This window comes from Pseudoalteromonas shioyasakiensis (assembly GCF_019134595.1).
Classification (GTDB): Bacteria; Pseudomonadota; Gammaproteobacteria; order Enterobacterales; family Alteromonadaceae; genus Pseudoalteromonas; species Pseudoalteromonas shioyasakiensis_A.
Map to the genome: position 1 here is coordinate 1693233 of NZ_CP077770.1, position 15050 is coordinate 1708282.

At 41.4% G+C, this 15050-nt stretch carries 13 protein-coding genes; 10 read left to right on the forward strand and 3 right to left on the reverse strand.

The window, feature by feature from the left end; all coding sequences use genetic code 11:
- Nucleotides 1-18 precede the first annotated feature (18 nt).
- Nucleotides 19-1761, reverse strand: coding sequence for an ABCB family ABC transporter ATP-binding protein/permease (locus KQP93_RS07835; RefSeq protein WP_217876760.1), 1743 nt, complete (start codon nucleotides 1759-1761; stop codon nucleotides 19-21).
- Nucleotides 1762-1971: 210 nt separating this feature from the next.
- Between KQP93_RS07835 and KQP93_RS07840 the strand changes: the two genes are divergently transcribed.
- The 9 genes from KQP93_RS07840 to KQP93_RS07880 all read left to right on the forward strand — a co-directional run bounded on the left by KQP93_RS07840 (nucleotide 1972) and on the right by KQP93_RS07880 (nucleotide 10682).
- Nucleotides 1972-3018, forward strand: a complete 1047-nt coding sequence (locus KQP93_RS07840; protein WP_217876568.1) for an NAD(P)-dependent alcohol dehydrogenase — start codon at nucleotides 1972-1974, stop codon at nucleotides 3016-3018.
- A gap of 198 nt (nucleotides 3019-3216) precedes the next feature.
- Entirely contained in the window at nucleotides 3217-3588 is a 372-nt protein-coding gene (locus KQP93_RS07845) for a hypothetical protein (protein WP_217876569.1), read from the forward strand.
- A gap of 74 nt (nucleotides 3589-3662) precedes the next feature.
- On the forward strand, nucleotides 3663-5474 hold the full coding sequence (gene secD / locus KQP93_RS07850; RefSeq protein ID WP_217876570.1) for a protein translocase subunit SecD: 1812 nt from the start codon (nucleotides 3663-3665) through the stop codon (nucleotides 5472-5474).
- On the forward strand, nucleotides 5471-6391 hold the full coding sequence (gene secF, locus KQP93_RS07855) for a protein translocase subunit SecF (RefSeq protein ID WP_217876571.1): 921 nt from the start codon (nucleotides 5471-5473) through the stop codon (nucleotides 6389-6391). The genes secD and secF overlap by 4 nt, the downstream gene beginning before the upstream one ends.
- Nucleotides 6392-6467: 76 nt before the next feature.
- Nucleotides 6468-6944 (forward strand): GreA/GreB family elongation factor, encoded by a 477-nt coding sequence (locus KQP93_RS07860; RefSeq protein ID WP_217876572.1) that lies wholly within the window; start codon nucleotides 6468-6470, stop codon nucleotides 6942-6944.
- 239 nt (nucleotides 6945-7183) lie between these two features.
- A complete protein-coding gene (locus KQP93_RS07865) occupies nucleotides 7184-8578 on the forward strand; it encodes a RimK family protein (RefSeq protein ID WP_217876573.1) in 1395 nt (464 codons plus the stop codon).
- Nucleotides 8578-9681 (forward strand): GNAT family N-acetyltransferase/peptidase C39 family protein, encoded by a 1104-nt coding sequence (locus KQP93_RS07870; RefSeq protein ID WP_217876574.1) that lies wholly within the window; start codon nucleotides 8578-8580, stop codon nucleotides 9679-9681. Before KQP93_RS07865 ends, KQP93_RS07870 begins: the two co-directional genes overlap by 1 nt.
- 30 nt (nucleotides 9682-9711) lie before the next feature.
- A complete protein-coding gene (locus KQP93_RS07875) occupies nucleotides 9712-10206 on the forward strand; it encodes an MgtC/SapB family protein (RefSeq protein ID WP_054551426.1) in 495 nt (164 codons plus the stop codon).
- A gap of 26 nt (nucleotides 10207-10232) precedes the next feature.
- Entirely contained in the window at nucleotides 10233-10682 is a 450-nt protein-coding gene (locus KQP93_RS07880; RefSeq protein ID WP_217876575.1) for a GNAT family N-acetyltransferase, read from the forward strand.
- A 1-nt stretch (nucleotide 10683) separates the two neighbouring features.
- On the opposite strand, the gene KQP93_RS07885 is transcribed toward KQP93_RS07880, so the two are convergent.
- A complete protein-coding gene (locus tag KQP93_RS07885) occupies nucleotides 10684-11883 on the reverse strand; it encodes a GAF domain-containing sensor histidine kinase (RefSeq protein WP_217876576.1) in 1200 nt (399 codons plus the stop codon).
- 119 nt (nucleotides 11884-12002) lie between these two features.
- Nucleotides 12003-13013: a GlxA family transcriptional regulator gene (locus tag KQP93_RS07890; RefSeq protein ID WP_217876577.1), complete on the reverse strand. Its 1011-nt coding sequence runs from the start codon at nucleotides 13011-13013 to the stop codon at nucleotides 12003-12005.
- 127 nt (nucleotides 13014-13140) lie between these two features.
- Here KQP93_RS07890 and KQP93_RS07895 point away from each other — a divergent pair, with 127 nt between their 5' ends.
- On the forward strand, nucleotides 13141-15039 hold the full coding sequence (locus tag KQP93_RS07895; RefSeq protein ID WP_217876578.1) for a beta-ketoacyl synthase: 1899 nt from the start codon (nucleotides 13141-13143) through the stop codon (nucleotides 15037-15039).
- Nucleotides 15040-15050 lie beyond the last annotated feature (11 nt).

A 15050-nucleotide genomic window follows, 5' to 3' on the forward strand; every position in this document is an offset into this window, starting at 1 on the left:
CCTACTAGTTAACAGTGTTTATTCATCGCTTTGCTGTAACTGCCACATTCGGGCGTATTCACCATTCGCTAAAAGCAGTTGATGGTGCTGACCTTGTTCAACAACCTGTCCTTGTTTCATCACAATAATTTTGTCTGCGTCAGTAATTGTTGATAAACGATGAGCAATAACTAAGCTGGTATGTCTTTGTGCGACTTCACGCATCGCGCTGAGAATGGCTTGCTCTGAATGCGAATCTAGCGCCGACGTTGCCTCATCAAATAATAAAATCGGTGAACCTTTTAAAATGGCTCTGGCAATTGCAATGCGTTGTTTTTCACCACCCGACACCTTTAAACCGCGCTCACCAACAAGGGTTTTATCGCCTTTATCTAGGCTGGCAATAAATCCATCTAAATGGGCAAGGCTTATGGCTTTATCAATTTCATCTTCGCTTGCCGTTGGATTTCCGTAAGCGATGTTTTCGCGAATGCTGGTATTAAATAGCACGGTATCCTGCGGTACGATGGCAATTGCTTGGCGCAAACTTTCAAGTGTCACTGTGTTGATTGCTTGCTCATCGATATAAATTTTACCTGCATCAACATCATAAAAACGGTAGAGCAGGCGGCTTAGAGTACTTTTACCTGCGCCACTGGCACCCACAATCGCCACTTTGCTGCCAGAAGTAACCTCAAAGCTTAAGTTATTTAAAATTGGCCTTTGTTTGTCGTAACTAAACGACACATTTTCAAATCGAATAGCTGCTTTGGTTGCTTTTAATGGTTTTGCATCTATGTCATCGCTAATGGCGGCTTTTCGATTTAGCAGCCCCAGCATATTTTCAAGGTCAGTCAGCGCACGGCGTATCTCACGATAAACAAAACCTAAAAAGTTAAGTGGTAAAAATAACTGGATCATATAAGCATTGATCATCACAAGCTCACCTATTGTCAGCTCTTTATTGACCACTGAGCTGGCACCTAGCCACATTAGCGCTGTAATAGCCGCGGCGATAATAAGTGCTTGCCCTGAATTAAGCGCCAGTAACGATAAACGATTTTTTAGCCTTGCTTGCTCCCATTTAGCTAAAAAGCTGTCGTAGGTGCTCGCTTCATAGTGTTCATTGTTGAAATACTTAACGGTTTCGTAATTTAGTAAACTGTCGATAGCACGGGTGTTTGAGTTGTTATCGGCAGCATTTGCTTCACGAATAAATCGGTTACGCCACTGAGTTACTATCACAGTAAAAGTAATGTAAGTAGCGACTGCAATTAATGTGACTAATGCAAACCAAGGTGAAAACAAGGTTGCAAAAATAATCGCTACTGTGATTATTTCAAATAGCGTTGGTACGATATTAAACATCAAAAAGCGCATTAAAAAGCTAAGGCCACTTGTGCCACGCTCTATATCGCGACTTATACCACCTGTTTGCCTATCAAGGTGAAAGGCAAGCTCTAAACTATGCAAGTGTTTAAATACTTTTAAGCCAATATGGCGCATTGCGTGCTCTGTTACACGGCCAAATAATGCATCGCGTACTTCACCAAAAAACACACTGGCAAAGCGCAGCAAACCATAGGCGATCAGCAAGGCAATAGGGACACTTAATAGCGGGTTGATACTCGCATCAACCGCGTCAATTATTTCTTTTAGTGCCCAAGGCATCAGCAATGTGGCGCCTTTTGCAGCAATAAGCGCTAAGACAGCTAAAATAACCCGACCTTTAAAGCTCATTAAATAGGGCCAGAGTGTTTTGATGCTTTGTGATAGGTTCATTGCATCAGGCGATCTCGTCACCTGTTCTTTGCGGCTCATTCCACGCATGAGGGTCTCTTAAAATCAATTTGATAAAAATAGGCAAAAGCTTTCGTGTTTTAGGCAAGTGTAATTTGTAAATTTACCTCTATACTGAATGCATTATACACCAGCGCATTAGCAAATTTGTTAAATGCATGAGTAAAACACGAAGAAAACTAAGGAGTAAGCATGAAAACCGTCGGTTATGCAGCACATGATTCTGAAAAACCATTAGAGCCGTATCATTTTGAACGCCGTGCACTTCGTGATGAAGATGTATCAATTGAAATTCTTTATTGTGGCGTGTGTCATTCTGACTTACACACAGCAGAAAACGACTGGGGCTGGACTCAGTACCCTGTTGTACCTGGTCATGAAATTGTTGGTCGTGTTCTTGAAGTAGGCAGCGGAGTTACTAAATATAAAGTGGGCGATAATGTTGCTGTAGGGTGTATGGTTGATAGTTGTTTAAGCTGTGACCAGTGTCATAACGGTGAAGAACAATTTTGTCGCGAAGGTATGGTAGGGACCTACTCAGGACAAGACCGTATCAGTGGTGAACTCACTCAAGGTGGTTATTCAAAACACATTGTGGTGCGTGAAGAGTTTGTACTTAATGTGCCAGAAGGCTTAGACCTTGCTAAGTGTGCACCAATTTTATGTGCGGGTATCACAACGTATTCGCCATTACGTACATGGAATGTCGGCCCAGGTAGCCGTGTTGGTGTGATTGGGCTAGGTGGTTTAGGTCATATGGCAATTAAAATCGCAGCTGCAATGGGTGCACATGTTACGGCAATTAGCCGTAGTGATAAGAAAAAACAGCAGGTTTTATCTTATGGCGCAAAAGATCTATTGGTATCGAGTGATGAAGCTGCCATGCAAGCGCATGCAAATCAATTTGATGTGATCATTAACACTATTCCGGTAAAACACGACTTTACGCCGTATATTCCGCTTTTAGATATTGATGGTACGCAAGTATTGGTTGGTCAAGTAGGTGAGCTAGAAGAGACTAACTCAGTGCCATTATTAATGGGACGTCGCCGAGTTGCTGGCTCATTGATTGGTGGTATTGCGCAAACTCAAGAAATCCTCGATTTCTGTGCGTTACATAATATTTTGCCAGAAGTTGAAATGATCAAAATGGACCAAATTAATGACGCATTCGATAAGTTAAAGCAAGGTGATATGGCCTCACGCTTTGTTATCGACATGACATCATTAGAAGTTTAACAAAGTTAAATGACTAAGCGGGCCTAATTAGGCCCGCTTTTGTTTTAGTCACTTTTATTTAACTAATACCTTGTGTTTTATTTTTTTACCCTCACTATAGCCATGTTATCCACTTAATTTATTGGTCTGTTCTTGTTACGGTTTTTCTCAGTCATTATCTTGCTATTTACTGTGTTCTTTAGTGCACAGAGCATGGCTATGCCTGACACTCACTCACACTTTTCTGCGACGAAATTGTTCCAAGTCGAACTGACTAAAACACCAGTTATTTCTCAAACTCACACAGTTGAACATCCTAAGCCGGTAGAAAAATCGGGGTTTGATTCCCTCGTGCCGCGTTTAACTGCGAGTAATTCATCATTATTTCTTTACCATAGTCAGGTTGATCCTGATTACGAGCTATTGATTGAATTCTTTGCTGAAGACTGGAGAAAAGAGCACTTTTTAGCGCCGCCAGGTGCTGTGCGTGTGATCCCATGGTTTGCCTTAGCAACCCAACGTAAATCCCGCATTAGTGGCTGGAAAGACGCCAACCTCTTGTACAAAGCCAATACGACCTACCATAGCTAAACGACTTCCTTCGTTACTTTTTATTTTTTGGAATTAAATTTTTACCGGCGGACAATGCCGGAAGGAAGTCATGTATGTCACATAAATCAAAGCCGGCGCTATGGCGTCGTATAAAAATGAGTTATGTCGCGATGATAGCGGCGTGTATTTTACTAGCGGTTAGTGCTCTACCTAACCTTTACCCCAACAAATCTTGGTTGCATATTAGCTTGCAAGATCAAACTGTGACGCTGCAAAGTGTGACAACGTCACTTAATCTACATGGTTTTGAAATCACTGAAGCCAATGATAGCCAAGCACAACTGGCTATTTTATTAGCTGAGCCGACCCAAAGTGCCAATGCGCTGAGTTTTATAAAAACGCAATACCCACAGCTAGAGGCTAAAATTGTTGAGCATGCGACAAGCCCACAGTGGCTTCAGCAGCTTGGTCTTTCACCAATTAAGTTAGGACTCGACTTAAATGGTGGCGTGTTATTTGTGCTTGATGTTGACCTAGATAAAGCAATGCAAGAGCACTTCAACAGTGTGTATCAACAAACTAAATTGACGCTTCGTAAAGACAAAATCCGTGGGATTCGGGCAAGTGTTGTAAAAGAAGGGGTTGAGCTACAAATTTTACCAAGCGGTGAGGAGCAACTCACAGGGCTCGTTTCAACGTTACAAGGTCAATTCAAAGGCTTGATACAAACTAAATCAACAACGAATAACCTAACCACCGTTTTACTGCATTTTAATGAGCAAAGCCAAAGCGAATTCAATAAACAAGTTATGGCGCAAAGCTTAACAACGCTGCGTGGTCGTATTGAAGAGCTTGGTATCACAGAAGCGGTAACGCAAAGACAAGGTAAGCAGCGCATTCGCATTGAGTTACCCGGTGTGCAAGACCCAGCAGAGGCTAAACGCATTATTGGTGCAACAGCGACCCTCGATTTTTATCAGGTTGTCGAAGTAGGTGGTAAAGCGTTTAATTTACAAGGCGGTGGCGTTGTTAATTTAAATCCGATGGCGATTTTTTCAGGTGATCACATTAATAATGCCAGTGTTGGCAAAGATGAATGGGGCAAGCCTTTAGTTCAGCTAAGTTTAGATTCGCAAGGTGGCGATGCTATGTCTGCTTTTTCTAAGCACAACATAGGTAAGCCAATGGCCACTGTGTATTCTGAATACTCACGAGATGCAAATGGCGAAGTTGTGAAAAAAAGCGAAGTGATCAATGTGGCAAACATTGCCCAGCATTTAAGTTCTCCTTTTAGCATTACGAATATGAAAAGCCCGCAAGCAGCCTACGATTTAGCGCTTTTACTACGTGCAGGTTCACTCACAGCGCCAGTGACAATCGTTCAAGAGCAAACCATAGGCCCAAGTTTAGGCAGTGAAAACATTGAACACGGCTTAGCTGCGTTAATGCTGGGTATTGGTATTACCCTTGCGTTTATGGCGCTTTGGTATCGTCGTTTAGGCCTGATTGCCAATATGGCTTTACTCCTTAATTTAACGGCTTTAGTCGGTTTAATGTCGTTATTGCCGGGTGTTGTGCTGACCTTACCGGGGATTGCAGGGCTTGTTCTGACGATAGGTATGGCAGTTGATACCAATGTGATTATCTTTGAACGAATAAAAGAAGAGAAACGTAAAGGTCGACCTACATATCAAGCGATTGAGCAAGGGTATAACCAAGCATTTACAACCATTTTTGATGCCAATGTAACTACGATGATCACGGCAGTTATTTTATACGCCATTGGTTATGGGCCGGTGAAAGGCTTTGCAATCACGTTAGCACTTGGGCTATTAACCAGCGTTTTTACTGGCGTTTATATTTCGAAAGCGCTTAGCCAAACACTCTACATTAAACTAACTAATTTAACGGGGGCTAAAGCATGAGTTGGTCAACATTAACTGCGGCGAGTAAAGCGCGTGTTTTAGGGTTATTGCTAAGTTGTGTTTTAGTCATCGCGAGCTTAAGTGTTTTATCTGTAAAAGGGCTAAACTTTGGCCTTGATTTTACAGGTGGCTACATCACTGAAATTAACACAACGTCAGTCACCACAATTGCTGATTTAAAAACAAAGTTAAGCCCCGAGGTTGCGAGCAAATTAACCATCACTAAAGCGGGTGAATATCACTTTGTTTTAAGAGAAGCACCAGAGGCTAGCAAAGCCAGTACTTGGCAAGCCGAGCTGAATGAGCAAGGTGTAGACTACACCGTATTATCTAGCTCATTTTTGGGCTCACAAGTGGGTGATGAGCTTTTTGAACAAGGTTGTTTAGCTTTATTTGCGGCGCTAATTGCAATTATGGTTTATCTTGCCGTGCGCTTTGAATGGCGACTCGCGGTAGGTTCAGTGGTTGCACTGTTACATGATTTAACTTTAGTGCTTGGCTTGTTTTCCTTGCTAGGGCTTGAGTTTAATTTAACCGTGCTGGCGAGTTTACTGGCGATTATTGGTTATTCATTAAATGACTCAATTATTGTTGGCGACAGAGTCAGAGAGCTTTTACGTATTCAGCCAGACAACCAACGCATTAACACCCATGTTGTGATTAACGATGCAATTGGTTCTACCTTAACGCGTACGTTGATCACCTCAGGCACAACACTTGCGACCATTGCCTGTATTTGGTTGCTTGCTGGCGCTGCATTAACGGGCTTTGCTATTGCGTTATTTGCAGGCATTGTGGTGGGAACCTTCTCATCGGTTTGTATCGCCGCTACCTTGCCGCAGTTATTGGGGTTAAGTTCAGAAAATTACACCCAAACACTGGATGATAAAACCAAAGCCTATATGGATATGCCGTAAGTCAGTTTTATAACTTACTTTCATCAGCCGCTATTTTTCCATAGAATAGCGGCTTTTCTGTTTTAACTGCTTTGATATGAATAAAACACACGTAATTGAACATTTACGCTTTGCGCTAGAGGCACAACTGCAAAACGCCAAAGCAGCTGCAAAAGCGGCTCATGACGCTGCAACCCACGAAGAAAGTGTTGCTGAAACTCAATACGATACCTTGGGTTTAGAGGCCGCATACTTAGCGCAAGGGCAAGCTGAACGAGTTAATGAATGCTACCGTGATATTCAGTCATTCGATACAGTGTTTAAAGAAAGCGAATTTAAAAAGGTTCGTGAAGGTGCATTAGTGTGTCTTATCGATGAGCAAGATAACGCAAAGTGGTTTTTTATTGGCCCAAGTGCAGGTGGCTTAGTGGTCACCGTAAAAGAGCAGCCTATTTATGTTGTGACCCGAGAAGCGCCGTTAGGTAAGCAATTGATTGGAAAGAGCCTTGATGATGAAGTTGAACTCTCTATTGCTGGCAATAAACAGTTGTACACCATAGATCAGTTAATTTAATTAATGGTATTTTTAATCAGTAAATTTCATCTTCAAGTAAAAAATATCTCGTTGGTCACAAAGCAAAAAAACCTCTATAAATCACATCAAGCTTAAGGCTTGTACCAATACGCTTAATTCCCAATTATTGCGTATTGGTATTTCAAGCACCCATCTAGTTAAGTGAAGTTTAGCCTCATGCGTTCACTTAATTGGTTGGGTGTTTTTCATTTTATTTATGGCTTAATTTAGGAAAAGTCGTGTTTAAAACCTTGATTGTGGTTGATAACAATGAGCAACGTATTGCTCAAAATTTCGAAAATGTCATTACCTTTGATACCTACTTACGTGATTACCCAAAACATAATGAGCCAAAAACACGCATTTTAAACTTGTGTGATACTGGGCAGTATTTAAGTAAAGGCTATTATTGTTCTTTGCTTGCTGAAGCAAGAAAGCATCAGGTATTACCTAGTGTAAAAACAATTAATGCGCTACGTAGCGATGAGCACAGCACGCGTCATAAAGCGCTTGCTGGTGGCACTGTATTTTTTGGTCACACAGATAAAGAGCAGCAAAGTAAGGCAACCAAAGCATTATTCTCGCAATATCCAGCGCCTATTTTGGTGTGTGATGAGCAAGGTGTTGTAAAGCAAGGCACAATTGCATCATTAGATGACACTGGCTTTACAGAGTTTGTAAAACAACTCAGTAGCTTTACCGAGTCAGTGTGGCGCATTCACGATAAAAAACGTCGTTACCGTTGGGATATGGCTATTTTAGTTGATCACCAAGAAAAAGTGCCGCCAAGTGATAAAGATGCCATTGCTAAATTTATTAAAGCAGCCGCTAAGCACGGTATTTATGCTCAAGCACTGACATTTGATGAAATTACCAATATTGCACAATTTGATGCGTTGTTTATTCGTCAAACCACAGCCATCGACCATCCAACCTATCGTTTAGCGAGTAAAGCGCAAAGCTTAGGGTTAGTGGTCATAGATGATGCAGAGTCGATACTGCGCTGCTGTAATAAAGTGTATTTGCACGATGCCTTTAATTATCAAAAAGTGCCAAGTTTAAAAACTCACGTTGTGGCTGATACAAGTGAAGAGACAATTGAAAGTTTAGAAGCAAACTTCAGCTATCCGCTGGTATTAAAAATGCCGGAAGGCTCTTTCTCAAAAGGTGTATTTAAAGTTGCTAATCGTGATGAGTTAGTTGCTAAGTTAACAGAGCTGTTTGAGTTCAGTGCACTTGTGCTTGCACAAGAGTACATGTACACCGAATACGACTGGCGTGTCGGGGTGTTAAATGGCCGTGCAATATATGCGTGTCGTTATTTAATGGCGCGTAATCACTGGCAAATTTACAACCATGATGCAAAACGCTTTTTCTCAGGTGGTTTTGAAACCTTGCCAACGTTTGAGCTACCTAAAGTGGTACTTGATGCGGCGTTAAAAGCCTGTAAAACGGTGGGTAAAGGTTTGTATGGTGTTGATGTTAAAGAGCATCAAGGTAAAGCATACGTGTTAGAAGTGAATGACAACCCGAGTATCGACCATAAAGTCGAAGATGCCTATTTAGGTGATGAGCTTTATATGATCATTATGGATGAGTTTAAACAACGCCTAGAAGCACGAGGCCGCGGTTAATGAACGCATCTTTTTGTCAAATACGCTTTGCCAATGCAACGGATTTGACGGCTCTTGTCGCCATTGAAGAGCAAAGCTTTAGCCAAGATAGATTAAGTAGCCGTAGTTTAAAACGCTGGATCAGCGCAAGCCACGGCTTATTGATGGTGGCTGAGGTAGATAATCAACTGGTTGGTTATGGTTTAGTGTGGTGCCACAAAGGGACGCGCCTTGCTCGGTTATATTCACTGGCGGTTTTGCAATCTCAGCAAGGTAAAGGTATTGCTTCAAAGTTACTACTTGCGCTTGAAAATGAAACGGCTAAACGGGGCCGTTTATACATGCGTTTAGAAGTTGCGGTAAACAACCAATCAGCAATTCGTTTATATGAAAAACTGGGTTACCAGGTGTTTGGTCATTACAGTGATTATTATGATGATCATAGTGATGCCCATCGAATGCAAAAAAACATTCGTCGTAATATCGAATTTAATGCCGATAAACACACGCCTTGGTACCAGCAAACAACCGAGTTTACCTGTGGCCCAGCGGCATTATTAATGGCAATGTCATCATTGAATGATACCGCAATGAGCCAACTGAAAGAGTTGGATATATGGCGTGAAGCCACGACTATTTTCATGACTTCAGGGCATGGCGGTTGTCACCCTCTAGGGTTAGCACTTGCAGCAATGAAACGTGGCTTTAAAGCCGATGTTGTTTTAAATACCCGCGATACTTTGTTTATTGACGGGGTAAGAAGCGAAAAGAAAAAAGCCATTTTGCATACCGTACACAATCAATTTGTGGCTGAAGCAATAGCTGCAAAACTGCCAGTACGCTATCAAGAGTTAAGCTTGAAGACTATTGAAGATTGGCTTGCTGAGGATAAAGCGGTGGTGTTATTGATCAGCACTTATCGGTTTGATGGTAAAAAGTCACCCCATTGGGTGTGTGTAACGCATATTGATGAGCATTGCTTGTACGTGCATGACCCGTTTTGTGAAAATGAAAAACAATTGGCGATTGATTGTCAGCACGTGCCTATAGCCAAAGCCGATTTTAGCAAAATGGCTAGTTTTGGTTCATCGCGTCTCAGTACTGCGATGGCCTTTTATTTATAATTTTAATTGTTAGTTTGATTTGGAAGTGCAGTGACACTGAGTAGTTTATTTGATATTGCCCCTTATTCTTGGTCAGCAATAGGTAGCGCCGCATTTTGCGGCGCGATTATTGGTATGGAGCGTCAATTACGCGGTAAACCTGTGGGTATTCGTACTTCAGCGCTTATTGTGTTGGGTACTTATTTGTTTCTATCAACAGCGTTTATGTTGCATGGTGAAGATATTGATCATTCTCGTGTAGTTGGCCAGATCATTACTGGTATCGGCTTTTTAGGTGCCGGGGTGATGCTTGCAAAAGATGGCGCGGTTGTTGGCGTAACATCCGCTGCGACAATTTGGGTGTTAGCTTCAATTGGTGTTGTCATTGCCACTGACAACTTACTAGCTGCAATAAAACTATCGGTGCTGGTGGTAGGTATTTTATATGGTGTAGATGTACTTGAAGCTAAATTTAAGAGCTTAGGGCGCGGTGTACATGCCCGTGTAAAACGCTACTCAAAGTTGTATTATCGAAAAGAAAAGTGAAGATAGATATCCGATTAGAGTGATTCATGGAGCCTCCTTACACAATAAAGTCAGCTAGTTTAGACGATTTGTTACTTGTTGATAGTCAAATTCCTGAGTTTGATGGCCGAAATACCCTTAGTAAATTACAAGCACGGTGTGCAGATATTGAGCACCTAGCTTTAGTGGCTTATATCGATAATAAGCCTGTGGCCTACAAACTGGGTTATGAGTTAGATTCAAGCACTTTCTATAGTTGGCTTGGCGCGGTTGCGCCAGAATGTAGAGGGCAGGGCATTGCACAGGCTTTATTAAACGCGCAAGAAGCATGGGTTAAAGCCCACAGCTACCGAGCTATAAAAGTTAAGTCGATGAACCGTTTTCCTGCAATGCTGAGTCTGCTTATCAAAAATGACTATGCAATAGTGGGTTATGAAGACAGAGGCTGCCCACAGACTAGTAAGATTTTATTTGCTAAAGAAATGCCATGGAATTAGCTTACCTAGGTAAGCTAATTAAAAAGTGCGCGCCTAGATCACTTTCTTGTACACAAATATCGCCTTGCAGTTGTTGGCTAACTATTTTCTTCGCTATGCTGAGGCCAAGCCCTATACCTGATTGGTTGTTTTTACCTTTGTAAAAGGGGGTGAAAATTGAGCTTAGTTCAGTGCTGCTGATACCGGTGCCGTTATCGGTGTAGTGAATTTTTAACACCCCATCAAAATCAAAAATATCAATCTCTATTAGAGGGTCTGCAATATTGTTGAATGCATGCTCAATTGAGTTTTGCACTAAAATAAACAGCACTTGCTTGAGTAATTCTATATCAACTTCAAATTGGCTATGAGGGTTTTGATAATTAATATCTAATTTGATACCGCGATGTTTTATTTGCTCTTCTAAGTGCTTATACAATGACTCAGAAAGTTGCTCTAACGTCATGATTGTTTTACTTGATTGTGATTTGGTATACAGCAAATCTTGTAAAATACGTACCTTATAAGCACATGAAGTTAAGTTTCTGTCTAGTAGTTCATTGGTATTTATCAATGTCTCTAAAGTATTTTGCAGTGCTTGTTGGCTAAGTCGTTTTTTTAGTAATCTAGTTTGAGTTTCTTTGACAGTAAGCTGGGTGACATCAACTGCTGTAATACAGTTACCAAGAGGTGTGTTGAGTTCGTGGGCAATCCCTCTAATTAAAGTGGCCAGTTCAGCAAATTGTTGTTGTTCGAACGCTTGTTTTTGCTGATGCAATAATTTGAGTTGGGTTTCGAAGCTTTGCTTAATGGTTTCGAGTAGCTTTATCACAGGCTCGTTATATTCATGGGGTTTGCTATCAAGGATACAAATTGTGCCAAATGGGGTGGTGTCTCCAGCACATATTGGTAAACCTAAATAAGAAATCATATTAAGCTTGATATCTGGGTTTTCTTTCCAGTCCTCATCAATGAGTGCATTGGGTATATTCAGTAATTTTTGAGTTTTTACGACATGCTCACAATAAAGGCCTGAATCTTCTAAACCTTCACTGTCACCTATTTCATAAGGATTATCTTGGTTATCGTTTTTTGAAAACACACTAATAATATTGTTCTCTACTTTCATTACTAAGGCCACGGGCACATCAGCAAAAAGAGCTAAAACTTCGAGCGTTTTATTCCAACTTTGCACTAATTCATCATAATCAAGCTGATACATTTTTTAGACTCAAAAAAATACTAAATACTACTAACTAAAAGCTTAGTAATAATTTTTAATTCAGCAACTTAAATATGATTAATCTGACCTTGGCTTAGAACATTTCCGGCATTTTAGCTTTAGCCAAATAGTTTTCGTCTAACGACTGTGCGATATTCACTGGGTGTTTGTGAAAGCACTTTCTTGAATACGCGTGTTAAGTGGCCTTGATCGTTATAACCCACTTCTAGGGCAACTTCTTGAATAGATAAATTTGAAGACGCTAATAACTCTTTTGCAGTTTGTACACGCAGTTGTTGCCAATACTCAACGGGCGTTTGGCTGGTTGCTTGACGAAAACGGCGTGTAAAGGTGCGGTAGCTTAAACTAAATTGCGCTGCAATTTCTTGCAGGGTCAGTTCGGAGGTTAAATTGTTTTTTAGCCAAAATTGAATTTGTGCAATGAGTTCATCTGGGTGTTTATCAACGGCACCTTCAAGGTAGCGTTGGTCTTCATAAGGTTTGCGAATTTCATGGGAAAAATTACGCTCTACATGTTGTGCCGCTTCTCGCCCGTAATATTGACTAATAATATGCACAATAACATCGGCAAGGGCATTTAAACTCGCAACTGTATACATGCGCTCAGATTGTGTGATGAAAAAATCAGGCTTAAGCTGCACTTTAGGGTAGTCACGTTTAAATTGTTCTGCGTAATGCCAGTGAGTGGTAGCAGGGTGGCCATCCAATAACCCCGCTTCTGCAACTAAGCAATTGCCGGTACCTACCCCAATGATATGACTGCCTTGATGCCAAGATTCACCGAGCCAGTTCACCAAACTTTGCTGTTTGCTCACTACTGGCCGCGGGTTTCGCCAAATCCCAGGCACAATAATCAAGTCACTAACAGGCGCTGTAACGGTTTCGCAGTCGGGCATAATTGCCAGCCCGGTACGATTGGGGATTGCCTTTAGGCTACTTGCCACTAAATTGATGTTTAGAGGTTTAAATTCGTTTTGCTGACGATGACTTTTTGCAAAGGCCTCGCCAGCTCTGAGCATTTCAATAGGCAAGGTTAAACTGGTTATTAATAGATGGGGATAAACCAAAATACTAATTTCAATGGCTTTTATTTGTTGAAGTCTCGTCACTCAAATTGCTCCGACCAGTTGTTTTTGGCCTGTTATGCATGTTATTTGGCTATTTAAGCATAAAGTGTGTTAATTAATCCATTTAAACTTGGCTTAATTCTCATAACACGTTTTCTCAAGGTTTTTTATGACAGCATTACCCGTTATTGTTGGTATGGGTGGTATTAATGCCGCTGGCCGCACTTCTTTTCATCAAGGTTATCGTCGTATCGTGTTAGACAGCTTGGACGCTAAAGCCCGTCAGGAGACATTTTTAGGCTTAGCGACATTAATGAACTTAGTCACTCTTACTGAAGGTGTACTTATAGATGCCCAAGGCAATACCATTGCCGAATCAGACATCGAAGCTAAGTTCGGTGAACAAATTTTAGCTGGCACACTTATTCGTAAAATTGAAAAAAATCACTTCGATGTGGATGCGACTCCATGGCAACAAAAAATGACGTTAACAGCGTCTGATGAACAGCAGATTGTTTTTGAAACGCGCCGCCGTGATTTACCAACCCCAGTACCAAGTGCTTGGCAGGTTGAAGAATTAACTGATAAAAAAGTGAAAGTTACAATTAGTGCTGATCTTGCTATTAAACATGACAGTACGCGCGATAATCCAATTAAAGCGGCCGGTCAATTACCAACAGGTTTTGAACCTTCGGCTATGTATAACAGCCGTTATCAACCAAGAGGCCTGCAAGCGACTATCTTTGCAGCAACTGATGCGATTCGCTCGACAGGTCTGCCATGGCAGCAGGTGATGAATAGTGTTGAGCCTGATCAAATTGGCACTTACTCAGCTTCTGTGGCGGGTCAAGTTGATGATGAAGGATTTGGTGGACTTATTCGTGCGCGTCAGCAGGGCGACCGTGTGAGTACAAAACAGCTTGCACTTGGCTTAAACACTATGTCTACTGACTTTATCAATGCTTATGTAACAGGCAATGTGGGTACAACCTTTACTACATCAGGTGCATGTGCAACGTTTTTATATAACCTACGCGCTGCAGTAAACGATATTCAAGCGGGTCGTACGCGTGTAGCTATTGTGGCATCTGTTGAATGTGCAATTACACCCGAAATCGTTGAAGGTTTTGGTAATATGAGCGCACTTGCTAATGAAGAAGGCCTAAAACGTCTTGATAATACAGATGTGGTTGATCATCGCCGTACAAGCCGTCCATTTGGTGAAAACTGTGGTTTTACAATTGGTGAAGGCGCACAAGTTGCTATATTAATGGATGATGCATTGGCATTAGAGTTAGGTGCTGATGTGTTAGGCAGCGTTGCAGATGTGTTCGTTAATGCCGATGGTATTAAAAAATCAATTACAGCCCCGGGCCCAGGTAACTACATCACGATGGCCAAATCTGTTGCGCTAGCCAGCAGTATTGTTGGTCAAGAAGCGGTACAAAAGCGTAGTTTCATTTTAGCTCACGGCTCAAGTACACCGCAAAACCGCGTTACAGAATCGCTGATCTATCATAAAGTGGCAGAAACATTTGCCATTGATAATTGGAAGGTTGCTGCGCCTAAAGCGTATGTTGGTCATACCATCGCTCCTGCCAGTGGTGATCAATTAGCCATGGCATTAGGTGTGTTTAGTCACAATATTATGCCGGGTATTACGACTATCGATAAAGTGGCAGATGATGTTTATAGCGAGCATTTAGACATTCGCACTCAACACTATCAATGTGATGCAATGGATATTGCCTTCATTAACTCAAAAGGCTTTGGTGGTAATAACGCAACGGCGACTGTGTTATCACCGGCAATTACATTAAAGATGCTAGCAAAGCGTCATGGTGATGAGGTTATGGCGCAATATCAAGACCGTCATACTCAGGTAGCCAAAGCGCAAGCTGACTATCAACAACACGCTGATTTAGGTCAATATGAGCTAATTTATCGTTTTGGTGATGGCCTAATTGATGAAAATGGCATTGAAATTAGTGAAGATTCAATGACAATCCCAGGTTTTGATAAAAAAGTTTTATTATCAAAACCAAACCCTTATCAGGATATGTTTTAAGATCAAGGCAT